Annotated in this window: 13 protein-coding genes; 5 read left to right on the top strand and 8 right to left on the bottom strand. The window is 53.3% G+C overall.

Going from position 1 to position 15,952, the window contains the following annotated elements:
* The first annotated feature begins 26 nt into the window (after positions 1 to 26).
* Together QMN38_RS09835 and QMN38_RS09830 are read left to right on the top strand one after the other, a co-directional pair.
* Positions 27 to 1,415 (top strand): diguanylate cyclase, encoded by a 1,389-nt coding sequence (locus tag QMN38_RS09835; RefSeq protein ID WP_323604974.1) that lies wholly within the window; start codon positions 27 to 29, stop codon positions 1,413 to 1,415.
* A 219-nt stretch (positions 1,416 to 1,634) separates the two neighbouring features.
* Positions 1,635 to 2,741, top strand: a complete 1,107-nt coding sequence (locus QMN38_RS09830; protein WP_271441868.1) for a 4Fe-4S binding protein — start codon at positions 1,635 to 1,637, stop codon at positions 2,739 to 2,741.
* A gap of 73 nt (positions 2,742 to 2,814) precedes the next feature.
* Here the strand turns inward: QMN38_RS09830 and QMN38_RS09825 are convergent, their stop codons facing one another.
* The 5 genes from QMN38_RS09825 to QMN38_RS09805 are packed head-to-tail and all read right to left on the bottom strand — an operon-like array spanning position 2,815 to position 7,560.
* Positions 2,815 to 3,708, bottom strand: coding sequence for a MurR/RpiR family transcriptional regulator (locus QMN38_RS09825; RefSeq protein WP_005127925.1), 894 nt, complete (start codon positions 3,706 to 3,708; stop codon positions 2,815 to 2,817).
* Positions 3,709 to 3,710: 2 nt separating this feature from the next.
* The gene (locus QMN38_RS09820) at positions 3,711 to 4,658 is read right to left on the bottom strand and encodes an ABC transporter substrate-binding protein (protein ID WP_323604973.1); all 948 of its coding nucleotides are present in this window, start codon (positions 4,656 to 4,658) and stop codon (positions 3,711 to 3,713) included.
* 15 nt (positions 4,659 to 4,673) lie between these two features.
* Positions 4,674 to 5,726, bottom strand: a complete 1,053-nt coding sequence (locus tag QMN38_RS09815) for a FecCD family ABC transporter permease (protein ID WP_323604972.1) — start codon at positions 5,724 to 5,726, stop codon at positions 4,674 to 4,676.
* Positions 5,723 to 6,736, bottom strand: coding sequence for a FecCD family ABC transporter permease (locus tag QMN38_RS09810; RefSeq protein WP_323604971.1), 1,014 nt, complete (start codon positions 6,734 to 6,736; stop codon positions 5,723 to 5,725). Before QMN38_RS09810 ends, QMN38_RS09815 begins: the two co-directional genes overlap by 4 nt.
* On the bottom strand, positions 6,733 to 7,560 hold the full coding sequence (locus tag QMN38_RS09805; protein ID WP_137384452.1) for an ABC transporter ATP-binding protein: 828 nt from the start codon (positions 7,558 to 7,560) through the stop codon (positions 6,733 to 6,735). Before QMN38_RS09805 ends, QMN38_RS09810 begins: the two co-directional genes overlap by 4 nt.
* A gap of 446 nt (positions 7,561 to 8,006) precedes the next feature.
* On the opposite strand from QMN38_RS09805, the gene QMN38_RS09800 reads away from it, so the two are divergent.
* Together QMN38_RS09800 and QMN38_RS09795 are read left to right on the top strand one after the other, a co-directional pair.
* Positions 8,007 to 10,169: a TonB-dependent siderophore receptor gene (locus QMN38_RS09800; RefSeq protein WP_323604970.1), complete on the top strand. Its 2,163-nt coding sequence runs from the start codon at positions 8,007 to 8,009 to the stop codon at positions 10,167 to 10,169.
* A 181-nt stretch (positions 10,170 to 10,350) separates the two neighbouring features.
* Positions 10,351 to 10,860, top strand: coding sequence for a hypothetical protein (locus tag QMN38_RS09795; RefSeq protein WP_271449948.1), 510 nt, complete (start codon positions 10,351 to 10,353; stop codon positions 10,858 to 10,860).
* Positions 10,861 to 10,964: 104 nt separating this feature from the next.
* On the opposite strand, the gene foxA is transcribed toward QMN38_RS09795, so the two are convergent.
* The 3 genes from foxA to QMN38_RS09780 all read right to left on the bottom strand — a co-directional run bounded on the left by foxA (position 10,965) and on the right by QMN38_RS09780 (position 15,199).
* Positions 10,965 to 13,073: a ferrioxamine B receptor FoxA gene (gene foxA / locus QMN38_RS09790; protein ID WP_323604969.1), complete on the bottom strand. Its 2,109-nt coding sequence runs from the start codon at positions 13,071 to 13,073 to the stop codon at positions 10,965 to 10,967.
* A gap of 121 nt (positions 13,074 to 13,194) precedes the next feature.
* Positions 13,195 to 14,178: an AraC family transcriptional regulator gene (locus QMN38_RS09785; RefSeq protein WP_323604968.1), complete on the bottom strand. Its 984-nt coding sequence runs from the start codon at positions 14,176 to 14,178 to the stop codon at positions 13,195 to 13,197.
* A 115-nt stretch (positions 14,179 to 14,293) separates the two neighbouring features.
* On the bottom strand, positions 14,294 to 15,199 hold the full coding sequence (locus tag QMN38_RS09780; RefSeq protein WP_323604967.1) for a LysR substrate-binding domain-containing protein: 906 nt from the start codon (positions 15,197 to 15,199) through the stop codon (positions 14,294 to 14,296).
* Positions 15,200 to 15,308: 109 nt separating this feature from the next.
* Here QMN38_RS09780 and QMN38_RS09775 point away from each other — a divergent pair, with 109 nt between their 5' ends.
* Entirely contained in the window at positions 15,309 to 15,935 is a 627-nt protein-coding gene (locus QMN38_RS09775; protein ID WP_323604966.1) for a LysE family translocator, read from the top strand.
* Positions 15,936 to 15,952: the final 17 nt, after the last annotated feature.

Genomic DNA, 15,952 nt, shown 5'->3' with positions numbered 1-15,952 from the left:
TTCAATCACATTTGAGTGGCTGTGAGATGGAACAGGTTGATCCCGTAAACGACACATTACTCCTTACAGAATGGCGGGCGCTAATACGCCAGACATCCCCTGAAGTTCATACGATCCTCACAGGGTTAAGCGACGATGAGATCCGCCATTTAGTGACCGTTTTTTATGACTACATGCTCTCTCACGCGGAGAGCGCGTTGTTTCTGAATACCGAGCAGGTCAGTACGCGCCTGAGCGGCAGTATGTTTGACTGGTTGCGCAGCGTGCTCGGCAGCGCATATGAAGACCTCCCGCTCTTGCTGGCAAAACAGCGTGAAATTGGTGTGGTACACGCCCGTATCGGCCTGCCTATCGATCTGGTTAACCGCGGGGCGCGTAAGCTAAAAGAAGAGCTGTATCAGTTGCTGAAAAGTAAGGCAGACTACTCTGTCAGCCTGTTGAGCGATGCTATCTGTTTCAGCAGTCTGGCGATGGATACCGCGCTGGAGGCCATGACTGTTTCCTACTCTCCGAGCTATCAAAACTCGATGCACACGCAGGAGCAGTATCGGCTGCAGACCATTTACGACGACGTCAACGTCGAGCGCGAACGGCAAATCCGTTCGTTTACCGATTGGGAAAATCAGTTTATCTACAACATCGCGACCGGATTACCGTCCGGTGATCTGGTGTTCCTGGCAGACTCTGATTTTGGTATGTGGTTCTCCCATAAGGGAAAACACATTCTTGGCAGCGGTAATCTGCTGGCAGAAATGGAATCCGTGATCGCTGAAATCGATAACCGTCTGACACAGACGCTCTCGAATCAGCATCAGCCTGGCGAAGCCGAACGGATGAGCTTATTGCAGGATGTCCGACAGCTCTCGGCCAAAATCCATTTTCTCCTCGCCTCAATGTTTGAAGCGCTGGTCAAACAGGAAAATGGCAAAGATTCGCTGACCCAGCTGCTTAATCGCCGCTTTATTCCAACGATTATGCGCCGTGAAATCTCGCTGGCGTTACATTCACGAAAACCCTTTACCCTGGCAATGCTGGACATTGATTATTTTAAGCAGATCAACGACAGCTACGGACATAATACTGGCGATATGACACTGAAAAACGTCGCAGCCGTTATTTATGAGCACATCCGCAGCAGCGATTACGTATTCCGCTATGGTGGTGAAGAGTTTATGATCCTGCTGGTCGAATCAGACGAATCGCAGGCCTCGATTATTCTGGAAACGCTGCGTAAGAAAATTGCCGAGCTGCGTATCGCCGCGTCCGTGACTGAATCCTTCTCTATTACCGTCAGTATCGGCGTTGCCGAATATGACTATCACCCCGACTACAAACAACTGGTTGATAAAGCCGATCGCGCGCTCTATCTGGCGAAAAGCCATGGCCGTAACCGCGTAGAAACGTACCAGGAATGACTGTCGTCCCCCACAGATAAATAAATACCCCGTTCAGGGTATTTATCTGACCTGTGATAAATATCGTGCTGTTATTTTTATACATGCCCATTAGCGTGATAGAAATGGCAGCCGATTAATAAGATGCAAATCAAATACACTATATCTTTATAGCGGTAGCATATCCCGGTGATGAGTCTTCCTGAATGCAGGGGGAAATATGAGGGATAATAAGAGATCATGAGCGGGAAGAAGAAAACGCGCTGGCAGCGCCGCCCTGGAACAGTCGGAGGGAAACTGCCGTGGAATGACTGGCGCAATGCCAGTAGCTGGAGAAAAGCCACCCAGTTTCTCCTGTTGGCCATCAATATCTATATTGGCGTGACGTTCTGGTATTGGGTTCGCTATTTCGAAACAGCCGGTACCAGCGTTTATATCCCAAGACCCGGCGGTATTGAGGGCTGGCTTCCCATTGCCGGTCTGATGAATATCAGATACACACTGGAAACCGGTTTTCTTCCCCCCATTCACGCCGCTTCCATGCTGCTGCTTGTTGCCTTTATCCTGATGAGTTTGCTGTTAAAAAAAGCGTTCTGCTCGTGGTTGTGCCCGGTGGGGACGCTGTCTGAGCTGATAGGTAATCTGGGCAAAAAAATAGTGGGTCGCAACTTCACCCTGCCTCGCTGGCTGGATCTCCCTTTGCTGAGCCTGAAATATCTGCTGCTGAGCTTCTTTCTGTATATCGCCCTGTCGATGCCAGCACAAGGGATTCAGTATTTTCTGATGTCAGCTTACGGCATGATTATTGACGTTAAGATGCTCGATTTCTTTCGTCATATCGGCACGACAACGCTCATCGTGGTGGCGGTTATCAGCATTATGAGCCTGTTTATTCGCAATGCGTGGTGCCGTTATCTGTGCCCTTATGGCGCACTGCTTGGTCTGTTCTCTTTGCTTTCGCCGTTTAAGATCCGCCGGAACGCCGACAGCTGTATCGATTGCGGCAAATGCGCAAAGAACTGCCCGTCGAATATTCCGGTCGATCGCTTAATTCAGGTACGCACCGTTGAGTGCACGGGGTGTATGACCTGTGTGGAATCCTGTCCGGTAGCCTCGACGCTGACCCTGTCACTGAAAACACCGCCTGGCGCACAATCAGGGCACAGCGCAGCGCCGAAACCATGGTGGCGACAAGGTAGGTTATCAGGGTGGACAATGACGCTACTGCTGCTCGGTATTTTGTTTGCCGCCGTAGGCTATGCGGTGTACGCCAACGTCTGGCAAACGCCGGTGCCGGATCATATGTATTTCCAGCTGATCCCGAAGGCCAGAATGATCGGCCATTAATGGTTTGATCTGTCTGCCTTTATGCCGGGTGGTGACGACACCCTACCCGGCCTGCACATCGGGTATCACCGGCTTACTTCTTCGCCCCGGATTTACCAATACCCCGATACAGTTCGTTAATCCGCTTCACAGATTTAATGGACCGCTGCGGCGCGGTAGACGCGACAGACAGCACGATCATTTCCAGACACACCAGTACCGTACCGTGAAGCGGCATTTTCCCATTCTCGCCGCCACGTGGCACGTTAATCACCACATCTGCTTCTTTACTAAAACGGGAGTCCAGTGCGTTCGTCAGTAAAATAACCGGGACACCCAACCGCCTGGCCTCACGAATGGTCGTCAGCCCTTCCCGGTGCGGTGATTTTTGCGCCATCATGATCAGCACATCTCCCCGCTGCAATGCGATCAGTTGCTCCGCGAGGTTAATCCCGGTGCGATTAAACGCTACCGCAGGCAGGCCAATACGGCTAAGCAGACGCGCGGTATAATCCGCCAATACGCCGGATGCGCCAATACCAAAAATCCCCACCTGACGAGCTTCTACCAATAATGCCACCGCCTGCGCAATTGCATAGCGGTTTTGCGGTGTAGAAAGGGCTTCACAGGTGCGCTGATGCCCCTGCAAGACAAAATCAATACTGGAGTTCACATCGCAAGAGAGCGTATTCACCGTGGTGGTCATCTTCTCTTCTGAGGTCACGCCAGGACCAAACCAGTGTTCAATGGTCTGCTTTAAATCGCGCAACCCGGCAAACCCCAGTGCCTGAATTGCCCTGACCACCGTCGCATCAGAGGTTTGAGTGGCGGCTGCGATTTCGATCGCCGTAAACTCCAGCACCACTTCGCGGTTCTCGTTGATATAACGCGCCACGGCCTGCATACGTGGCGAGAGTAAATGCGCCCTGGCGCGAAAACGGTCACCATAGACATCAATACGATTTTTGGCTTTTTTCGCCGTCAGCATGATTATTTAGCCTCCGGTAGCCATCGTCCGGCGATGTGCGTTTGCACCTGCGCCACCATCAGGCTCAGCGAGGCATAGGAATTGGATATCGCCTCTTCACGGGAGAGTAAAACGTAATGTCCGCGCTGGCAGGCGGTCAGGAACTCACACCAGCCCGGCATCACCGCATCCATCGCCGCGATTTCATCCTGCGGTTTACCGCCGGTATCGCCACGCCAGGTCGCGAAGACAAAATCTGCATCCAGTTCAGGCAGACGTTCCGCACTGACATCAATGCGCCCACCCGGCGGAATGCTGTCAATAAGCTTCGGGAAGGTGAAGCCAGCATCGCGTAACACTCGCCCCAGGGAATGATAGGTGTGCAACGCATTAATTTTGCCCTGATTGGCCTGTATTACCGCCACAGAGATGTGCTGCGTATCGACCGTCCGCTTGAGCTGGGCAATTTCTTCACGGTAGCGCCGTTCCAGCAATGCCAGCCGGTTCTGCGTACCTGTCAGTTGCGCCAGCTTGCGGTAGATCTCCGGCGCACCGCCATCGAGATGGTCGATACTGACCGTCGGCGCTATTTTTTCCAGTTGCTCAATCGGCGTGTTACGGCTGGGTTCGGTGATAATTAAATCCGGTTTCGCTGCGACAATGGCTTCAATATCAATGTCTGCCGTACCGATATACGCCATGTTCGAATTATCAAAATCCACGCCGGTCAGCAGCACGCCGGAGCGTAAAAAATGGCTGCCATCCGGGCGCGTTCGGCCGTGACTGGCCACCGGAGGCACGCCCAGCTCGATCAGCGGAATAGTGATGTCGAGATCGTGCAATGACACAATGCGCTGCGGATGTAGCGGTACGTTCACCACCCGCCCGAGATCGTCAGTAAATGACTGAACAGGCCCCGCCGCCTGGACGGTGCAGCCGACCAGCAGCAGCAATGAAAAGATTAAGCGCATATACCCTCTTAACAATTACAAACGATCCCGGCGACGCCAGAGCAACAGTAAAAAGAACGGTCCACCGACCAGGGCAATGACGATCCCTGCTGGGATTTGCAGTGGTGCAAACGCCAGACGACCCACGGTATCGGTCACCAGCACCAGCAACGCACCGATCAACGCACTTCCCCACAGCAGCGCTGTTTGTCCGCCACGCAGCCAGAATCGTGCCATGTGTGGTGCCATCAACCCGACAAAACCGAGGCTACCCACGCAGGCAACACTGGCGGCGGTGAGTACAACCGGCGCGAGAAAACGCAACAACGCCAGTCGGGGTAGATGTACACCCAGCCCCGTTGCCGTCGCATTGCCAAGTAGCGCCACATCCGAAGCTCGCGCCGTGGCAAATAAGATAATGGCCGCAGGCAACGTCCAGACCAGCGCCACCAGCAGCAGTGGCCAGGTGGCGGCATGAAGGCTGCCCGCCAGCCAGACCAGCGCAGTCTGTACGTCACGGACATCGGCGGTGGTCATAAATACGCCCATTCCCGCCGCAAAGAACCATGACACACCAATGCCTATCAACACGAAGCGAGGCCGGGAGAAATCACGGGCCAGCAGCATCACCAGTGTGGCGACCAGTGCGCCACCGGCCATTCCCGCCAGGGGCCGCCAGACCAGACTTGCGGACGGGAAAAGCAGCACCAGGGCCAGCACCACCACGCAACTCCCTTCTTTGACACCGATAAGCCCGGGATCGGCCAACCCGTTGCGGGTGATCGATTGCATTGCCGCCCCAGCCAATCCGAGCATCGCCCCGCACAGAAGCGCCATCAGCAGTCGCGGCAGTCGTACATCCCAAACGACATACTGTTGCTGAGCCGTCAACACCTGAGGATCAAACAACGCCCGTCCGATAGCGGAAGCGGGAACCGGGAGTGAACCCTGCATCACGCCGAACAGCAGTAATGCGATGGCCAGCACCGTCAGGCCGAGGCTGTACAGCACGGTTTTGGGACGAATGACACGAGAAAATCCCCCCACCCGCCATGCACGAAGCCCTGCACGCTGCAGCATATCGTTCATTTCAAAAACCTCGACGCAATGAAAATAAACGCCGGAGCACCCACCAGGGCGGTCATGATCCCTGTAGCCAGCTCCTGCGGAGCCAGCACCGTGCGGGCGGCAATATCCGCCAGCAGCAGCAGCGCCGCACCCAGCAATGCCGACGTCGGTAGCATCTGACGAATATCGTCTGTTACCAGACGGCGGATCACGTTAGGCACTAATAGACCGATAAACCCCAGCGGCCCCACGACGGAGACTGCCGCACCGCACAGCAGCGCAATGGCGATCATCGCCAGCACGCGTATGCGCAGAATGTTCACCCCTAACCCACAGGCCATACGGTCGCCGAGGGCCAGAATATTCAGGCCCGGCGCGATAGCGAGCGCCAGCACCATACCGGCAAGCGACGGGGGAACGGCGCTTTTGACACTTTCCCAACTCAGACCCGCGAGATCCCCCACCAGCCAGGTGCGCATTGCCAATAGGGTTTGTTCATCCAGAATCAGGATCGCCGCAGTCAGCGATGACACCATGGCCGACAACGCCACGCCGCACAACGTGACCTTCAGCGGCGTTAAGCCACCGCGCCCGGCAGATGAAAGCGCCATCACCAACGAAAAGAGTGCCGCAGCACCGCCTGCCGCCAGCAATGGCTGGCTTGCCCCCGTCACGCCAAGCGCGGCACACAACACAACGACAAACGCCGCACCGGCATTCAGCCCCAGAATATGCGGCTCTCCCAGCGGATTACGAATCAATGCCTGCAACAGCATACCCGCAACACCTAACGCCGCGCCGACCAGCATCGCCGCCGTCATACGCAGCAGACGTAAGGAGACAATAATCCGGTGGTCAAAATTTTTCGCATCAAAGTGGAACAGCGCCTGTACGACGGTCTGCGGGCTGATAGTGCGTGCGCCAACACCCAGGTGCACCACCGCCAGAACACACAACAGCAGCGTTAACACGGGGAGCGCCAGCATAAACCGGCCACGGCGACGAGCCTGTGTGGTTGCCATGACCGTCATTGCGCTTGCCCGCCCGGCGCGCGGAACGGCATAAAGAACGGTTTGCCGGTGAGAGGATTCACCGACATCTGCACGTCAACGTCAAATACGTGCTTAATCAACTCGGGCGTGCAGTTTTCGCCATCATGCACGACGCCCTGCAACGTCCCCTGCTTGAGGAACACCAGCATGTCCCCGTAATTCACGGCAAAATTCAGGTCATGCAGGACCACAACCACTGTACGGCCATGATGGCGAGTCAGTGAATGCAGCAGTTCGAGGATCTCCACCTGATAGCGCAGATCGAGAAACGTAGTCGGCTCATCCAACAAGATGACCGGCGTTTGCTGTGCCAGCGCCATCGCAATCCAGCAGCGCTGACGTTGCCCACCGGAAAGGCTCTCTACCGGTAAATGCGCAAAATCAGCCGTTCCGGTCAACTGGAGTGCCTGCTCCACGGCGCGTTCGTCATCGTCCGTCCATTGCGAAAGCATGTTCTGCCAGGGAAAACGCCCGCGCGATACCAGTTCGAAAACGGTGAGTCCTTCGGGCACCAATGGGGATTGCGGCAGGATCCCGAGCTGCCGTGAAACCGCTTTGGTGGGCTGCTGATGAATGGCTTTGCCATCCAGTAATACGCTGCCACCGTGCGGTTTCAACATACGGGCGATTGTGCTTAACAACGTTGATTTACCCGAGCCGTTCGCCCCCACCAGCACCGTCATTTTACCTTGCGGGATAGTGAGACAGATATCGTGGACAATGGTGTTATGGCGATAACCCGCAGAAAGCTGTTGTAGTTCAATGCCCGTTCTGTGGGCGGTATTTTCCACATGCTGTGGCATGTTCACTCCTGCGCCGCCGCATGGCAAAGCCTGCATGCGTAACTCTCTAAATAAAAATAAAACTCATTCTCTTTGTGATCTTGCTGGCTTGCACTGTAGTAGTCAAGCAATTACACCCTGTAGTTACATCACTTGTAACCAACAACTAAAGCACAAATAAAAACCGCTGAAAAATCAATAAAAATCATTCTTTTTCAATGTATTGAAAATTAAATACCCTCAAAAAAAAGACGGTTAAATTGCGGTAAATCGCCTGTAGTTTCTTTTTCATTTTTACGTTTACTACTACAAACGCCCATGATTGAATGATTCTCAATTACACATCTGACGCCAGTAACGCTGGTTTACAGATGGATAAATGCAGGGCTGGCAAGCCGGGCAATGAATTGAATCAACCTGTTTCCCTGCCCATTTTTGGCAGGGTCTTTTGCGGAATAAATAAAATAATGGCTGAGTTAACGACTTACTTTTCGGGGATGAAAGGGCGGGCATTGTGCTCTGCTCTCTTTCTGGGCATGACAACAACATCTACGGTATTCGCAGCGGAGAAAGAGACAACTCCGCCTAAAGGGGAAGATACCATCACTGTTCGGGCAGATGCGTCGTCTGCCGATCAGGCCGTAACATCGGGTTACCAACCGCTGAGCTCGTCCACCGCGACGCTGACATCCATGCCATTGTTGGATATCCCACAAGTGGTGAACACTGTCAGCGATAAAGTTCTGGAAGATCAGCATGTCACGACGCTGGACGAAGCGCTGTATAACGTCAGTAACGTTGTGCAAACCAACACATTAGGTGGCACACAGGATGCGTTTGTCCGCCGTGGCTTCGGCGCAAACCGTGACGGCTCGGTGATGACCAACGGTCTGAAAACCGTGTTGCCGCGCAGCTTTAACGCCGCCACCTCACGCGTGGAAGTGCTGAAAGGCCCGGCCTCAACCCTGTACGGGATTCTCGATCCCGGCGGGCTGATTAATGTCGTCACCAAACGTCCGGAAACGCAGTTTGGCGGTTCGATTTCAGCAACCTCCAGCAGCTTCGGCGGCGGCACAGGACAGTTTGACGTGACCGGGCCGATTGAAGGCACGCAGTTGGCCTATCGCCTGATCGGCGAATATCAGCATGAGGATTACTGGCGTAACTTCGGCACGAATCAGAGCACTTTCATCTCCCCGTCCCTGACCTGGTTTGGCGACAACGCCACCGTCAACGTGCTCTACTCACATCGCGACTATAAAGCCCCGTTCGATCGCGGCACCATTTTCGATCTCAACACCAAACACGCGGTGAATGTGGATAGCAAAACCCGTTTTGATGAGCCGTTTAATATCACCGATGGCGAATCGGATCTGGCGCAGTTGAATGCCGAATACCGTTTCAACAGTGAATGGACAGCGAAATTCGACTACAGCTTTAGCCAGGATAAATACAGCGATAATCAGGCTCGCGTGATGGCTTATGATTCTGCCACCGGAAATCTGACCCGCCGTGTAGATGCCACTCAAGGCTCCACCCAGCGCATGCACGCCACACGTGCCGATTTGCAGGGCAACGTCGATATCGCTGGCTTTTATAACGAGCTCCTCACCGGTGTCTCTTATGAGAACTACGATCTGCTACGCACCGACATGATCCGCTGTAAGAACGTAAAAGGGTTCAATATTTATAATCCTGTCTACGGTACGTTGGGTAAATGTACTAACGTTTCTGCCGCTGATAGCGATCAGACCATTCAACAAGAGAGCTATTCTGCGTATGTGCAGGACGCGCTGTACCTGACCGATAAATGGATCGCCGTCGCCGGGATGCGTTATCAGTACTACACCGAATACGCTGGCAAAGGCCGTCCGTTCAACGTCAATACCGACAGTACCGACCAACAGTGGGTGCCCAAATTCGGTATGGTTTACAAACTGACGCCGTCCGTATCGCTGTTCGGTAACGTGTCGCGATCCTTCATGCCGCAATATTCTATTGCCAGTTATATTGGCGAACTGCCACCTGAAACCTCAACAGCGTATGAAGTGGGGGCAAAATTCGATATCTTTGACGGTATCACCGCCAATATTGCCCTGTTTGATATTGATAAACGCAATGTGCTGTACAACGAAATGATCAATGGCGAAACCGTGGCGAAAACGGCGGGTCGCGTGCGTTCACAAGGCGTGGAAGTGGATGTCGCCGGTTCGTTGACCACCAACACCAATATCATCGCCAGCTACGGTTATACCGCCGCGAAAGTGACGGAAGATCCTGATTACAAAGGTAAGCCGCTGCCTAATGTACCGAAGCATACCGGCTCATTATTCCTCACCTACGATATTCAGAATGCCTTTATGGGTAATACCCTGACGATTGGCGGTGGGGGTCATGGAGTGAGTCGCCGTTCCGCAACCAATGGCGCAGACTATTATCTGCCGGGCTATTTTGTCGCCGATGCCTTTGCCGCTTATAAAATGAAGCTGCAGTATCCGGTCACATTGCAACTCAATGTGAAAAACCTGTTTGATAAGACCTATTACACCTCATCCATTGCCACCAATAATCTGGGTAATCAGATTGGTGACCCACGAGAAGTGCAGTTCACGGTGAAAATGGAATTCTGATCTTCTTCATCCATTGACCCTGCCAATTCTGGCAGGGTTTCCCGCTTACTCCACCATTTTAAGATAATTGCACTTGTGCTGTCGCCGCCCCGTTTATACAACCCTAAAGATCACCTGTAATACGATGACGTTTATTTTGTTATGGGCGACTGGGGACCACAATAATGAATGGGATAACATTATGACTAAAACAAAACTGACGCTGCTATTACCTTTATTTTTAGCTGGCTGTTCAATGAGTGACGGGGAATTAAGAAATACCTATGCTCAGCATTATCAGCAGCCAGCGGCTTACGTTGAAGTCTATAAGCAAAAAATAGCCGGCATGGATATTAATGCGCTGGCGCAATATGCCGCCGCAGAAGATAAGAAAAAAATGCGCGGGCAGCCAAGACTGAAAATTGACGAATTCATTACCATTGAGAACGTTCAGGCGAAAGATAATCGGGTAGTCTACGATTATACGCTTTCAGAACGCTGGCTGGCGCTGTCTGCAGATAAACAGCGCGAGAAGCAGAGTAATATGAATAAAGATTTGATCTACCGAACCTGTTCGTTGGAGACGGTACGTCTGGCGCAGGCAAAAGGGCTGGAAGAAGAACATAACTATTACAGTCAGTATCCTGACAAGTTAGCCTTCACCCTGAGAACCAGCGCGCAGATTTGTATGCAAAACGGTTTTACAAAATAGCCGCACTCACTATGCCTGATGCGCTGCGCTTATCAGGCCTACAATTTGCACGCTGCCGTAGGCCGGATAAGGTGCCAGCGCCGCATCCGGCTAAAAAGAGAGACTCAGAATTTCCAGGATACGCTACCCACAATGCTGCGCTCTGCGCCAAAGTAACAATAAGAAAGCGAGTTGCAGGCCGCGACATAGCGTTTATCGGTCAGGTTGTTAACGTTGAGCTGCGCACTGAGTCCTTTTATACCGATGTTCGTTAAGTCATAACCCACCGCCAGATCCACCAGCGTATACGATGGCAGGGTGTGAGTATTCTGGCGATCGCTGGTAATACCATTAACGTAGCGCACGCCTGAGCCCAACGTCAGCCCCTCCAGTGGGCCCCTTTTCACATCGTAGCTTAACCAGGTGCTGGCCTGATTGCGCGGTGCATAAACGGCACGTTTACCCTGTTCTTCCGGGCTACTTTTCTTATAGCGAATATCGGTGTAGGTATACGCCGCCTGCAAACGGAAACTGTCCGTCAGTTGGCTAATAGCTTCCAGCTCCACCCCTTCAGATTCAATTTCGCCAATCGAACGGTACGGATCGGTCGGCTCTTCTTTGGTGGCAATATTGGTCTGATTAATGCGGAACACCGACGCGCTAAACTGGCTATTCAACCCTTCCGGTTCATATTTCAGCCCGGCTTCCCACTGCTTGCCTTTCATCGGTTCCAACAGGTTACCGTTCTCATCAGCAAAACTGGTTGGGGTAAAGGCGGTGGAATAGCTGATGTACGGCGCAACACCGTTATCGAACAAATAAAGCAGAGCAGCGCGACTGCTGAAGTTATTTTTGTCCAGATCGCTGCGAGTGCCGTTTTGCTTATCAATATTCGATATGCTCACCTGATCGTAGCGGCCACCGAGCGTTATACGCCAGCGATCCCATGACATCTGATCCTGCAAATAGTAGCCCGTCTGGCGCAACTTGTGCTTCTCGCGCGCATACATATTGATGTAATCCGGCTTCGCCCCGTACACCGGGTTAAACGCATCGATCGGCGGAAATGCCCCGTAATAGCCGGTAGTATTGTTGCTGCGATCCTGATAATCGATGCCCACCAGCAAGCGATGATTGACCTGCCAGGTATCAAAACTACCATCCAGTTGATTATCCAGGGTAATCGCCGACATTTTTTCGTCTGAGCCGGAATAACCGCGATTAAGCTCTGTTTCATTCAACCAGCCCGCCGCATACACCTGGTTCAGTTCAACGTCGGTATGCAAATAGCGTAACTTTTGCCGCACCGACCAGCCGCTATCAAACATGTGCTCAATGTTGTAGCCGACTATATTTTCACGGCGATCGTATTTGTCGTATTCGTCCTCGCCTTCGTAGAAGGTGTTGGCGATCTTCTGCCCATAGTGTGGCACAACGGTGCCGTCATACGGCAGGCCAGAGTGGCTGCCACCTTCCGGGTCACGGTGCAGATAGGCCATCAGGTCAAGACGCGTCTGATCGGTGATGCGCCAGGTCAGACTGGGCATCAGCGCGTAGCGCTCTTCTTTCAACGGGCCAAACTGCGAATCAGCATAGCGCGTCATGCCACTCAGGCGCGCCGCCACGCGGTCGTTATCGTCCAGCGCCCCGGTGACATCAAACGCGGCGCCGCGCTGATTGTTGTTTCCGGCAAATAGTTTCACTTCTCCGCCCGCATCAAACGACGGTTTACGCGATGTCAGCGCCACGATCCCGCCCGGAGACGATCGGCCGTACAGCACGGAGGCCGGGCCGCGCACCACTTCAATATTGTCGAGAAACCACGGATCGACCACCAGCGAACTGTGCGAGTTAGTGTCGCCCATCATTTTCAGGCCGTCGAGATAGACGTTGTCCAGACTACCATCGGAGAAACCGCGCAGCACAATGTAGTCAAAGCGGTTGGAGGCACCAATCTGGTTACTGTACACCCCAGGCGTGTAGCTAACAGCCTGCCGCACGCTGGTTGCACCTTGCTCTTCAAATTGTTCACGGGTAACGATAGAGACCGATTGCGGCGTTTCGATATCCGGTGTGGCAAGCTTGGTTGACCCACTTTGCATTTGCGAGGTGACAACCACCGTATCGTTTTTTGGTGTTTCCTGCGCCAGCAGAGGAAAAGCCACACTGCCGGTCACCCATCCTACCAGCAGCGCCAACCGAGTCTTCGCGAACATGAACATCTCCCAAGGCATATCTAATTGTAAATGAGAATTATTGCCATTTTTGTATCAGGAGTCGCTATGCCGAATGCCAGGTTGCGTATGCGAAACGCCAAATTATTAATCTGCCACGCGCATAAAACGGGAAAATGGATTAGCAAAGTTTGAGAACATCACCAGGCGGGAAGCCATAGCGACGACGAAAAGCTGTAGAAAAGTTGGTGGCGTGCTGGTAGCCAGACATCCATGCCGCTTGCTGTACGCTATATCCTTCCAGCAAATAGCCACGCGCGCGTTCCAGGCGGCAGTCACGCAGGTAGTCAAACACCGAGCAGCCATAGGCCATGCGAAATTTACTGCGCAAACTGCTGGGGCTCATCGCTGCGCGCTGCGCCAGCTCGTTAAGCGTGTAGTCATTTTCAGGGGTTTGCTCCAACAGGCGACGCACACTTTCCAGCCGTTGCTGCTCGCCACTGGCAGCGAGGCATGTACCGCTCTCTACCTGACAAACGCTGAGACCGTGACCAAATAATTGTAAAATCAGCCCTTCCAGCATCAACTGGCGGGAAACCTGGCTGAGCGAGCCCTGCTGCGCATATTGTAATCCGCTGAGTAAAAACCCCGGCACCTGCCAGATAAGCGTTGGCGTCTGGCAGCTTTCCCACTCACGCATAAGGGATTCAAGTAATCCTGTGCGCCATGCCCCGTCAGGATACAACCCGAGTGATAGCGTCCGTAGCTTGCAGTCTGCAGGGTGACGGGCGCTCATCGCCTGGCGTTCACTCAGACGCGAACTAAACGCCATGCCGGAACGTACCACATGTTCCTGTCCGTTGAGCGTCAGTATCACGCAACCCTCCAGCACCACCAGCATATACAAGGGACTACTGTGTCGGGAGGTGGTTTCATACGGTTGCAGCACCTGTACATCAGAGTGTGTGACGCACATCCCGCAAGGGAGCATCAGCTCCTCCACTTCCCCTTGCAACACGGCACTGGAACACGGAAGACCCGGTTTTTGCGCCAGTAACGGAAAACGGTAATCGATCCCGTAACGCTCACCAAAGTCCCTAAACTCACTGACGGAGAAGGTGCGGGTAAAACGTCTGGATGCATTCTGGGCGGTGGTGTTGTTCATGCTGTCTTCTGCACAGGAAATGGAATTTGCAACGTTCGATGGGTGGCAACATTACCATTACCTGCACAACACAACAATAATAATGAGAATTGTTATCAATATGACATTCGCCGGGTTACTCCAGCCAGAGCAGCTCGGCTATGTCAGCCTCGGGCGCAGCTTCTTTTAACCAGCGATACAGCAACTCAATATTTCGAAGCCGGGTTGACGCTTTTGGCCAGACGAGGTAATAGCCGTCTCCTGTCGCGACCGCCTGTTTAAACGGTAACGCCAGCATCCCACTCTGAATAGCCGTCAGGCTTAAGAGCAGATCGGCGACCGCTACCCCATGCCCGCTCATTGCCGCAAGACTCCCCTGTTCCAGGGTATCGAACACGTTGCCACGTGCCAGGTTCAACGCAGGAAACGCTCCGCTACGCTGCAGCCAGCGACGCCAGTCGCGGCGATCGGCGGAAGGATGAATCAATTCACAGACGGCGATATCACTTTGCGCCTGAGCCTGTAACGCAGGCGCGCATACCGGGATAAGCCACTCCTGAAACAGCAAACGGCTGTCCGTATCCTCACCAAAATAACCATTCCCCAACAGGATTGCACAGTCATACGGTTCGCGACTGAATGCGACGGAATCGGTGTCCATCCACACGCTGGAGATTTCAATCACCGGCGTTGGATGGGCTTCCCGGAAATGACGCAGCACATCCAGCAGCCAGCGCATGGTCAGCGTTGAGGGTGCTTTCAACCTCAGCTCATGACTGCTGCTACGAAAAGCATGGCAGGCATGTTCTAAACTTTGAAACCCGGCCGTCAGCTGTTGCGCTAACCCCTGTCCTGAAGGCGTTATCTCAATACGGGGGCCGCTACGAACAAACAGTTCGCAGCCAAACCAGGCTTCCAGTGTGCGGATATGACGGCTTACCGCACCAGGCGTGACGTTCAGTTGAATAGCCGCTTTACTAAAGGACCCCAGACGGGCAGCAGCTTCGAAAGCTCTCAGGGCATACAGTGGGGGTAGCGTCATCATCGGCTTCTATGTTGAGTTTTACTCACAGTAGAGCGCAGTTTTATTCGTTTTTCAATGTGACACGCAGGCGGAATACTGATGAAAAATAACGTCAGGATCATCAGATATGAATCTCGCTTTACTGGCTGTATACAGCCTCTCGGTGCTAACACTGTTGCTAACGCCTGGCCCTGTTGTGGCGCTGATTACCGCGACGGCGGTACAGTACGGCTATCGCCAGGCCTTTATGACGCTATGCGGAACGAACGGTGCTTCATTGCTACTGCTCGCGCTTGCTGCGCTGATGCTGGCGGGGGTGGTATCACTCTCTCCGCTGCTGCTGTGTGTGCTGGGTCTCGCCGGATCGCTGTATATCGGCTATAGCGCGTTTTGCAGCCTGTGGGCCAGAAATCAAGCCGCCCGCGAAGACTCTCGTCAGCCGTCTCATGGGGGATTTATCAACGGTTTTCTGATTGGCGTGTCAAACCCGAAAGATATTCTGTTTTTCGTTTCATTCTTTCCACAGTTCATCACCATTACACATAATTTCGCCACCAGCGTGCTGGTACTCACGCTGGTATGGATCTTTTTTGACGTTGCCGTTCTGTCATTTTATATCGTGATTTTCAAACGCTGGATGCCCACGCGGTTTGTCAGATACAGCGTTTTTATCTCATCCCTGTTCCTGCTGGCGGTAGCGGTGTTTGGCATTATCTACAATGTGGCCGCACTGCGGTTACAGATCACAAATTAGCATCACAAGGGTTCCCC

Origin of the sequence: Citrobacter sp. R-1.5.2 (genome assembly GCF_035064245.1) — a bacterium.
In the GTDB taxonomy this organism is placed as follows: domain Bacteria; phylum Pseudomonadota; class Gammaproteobacteria; order Enterobacterales; family Enterobacteriaceae; genus Citrobacter.
The sequence above is the reverse complement of the archived record's forward strand: the minus strand, read 5'-3'. Positions and strand labels throughout refer to the sequence as shown.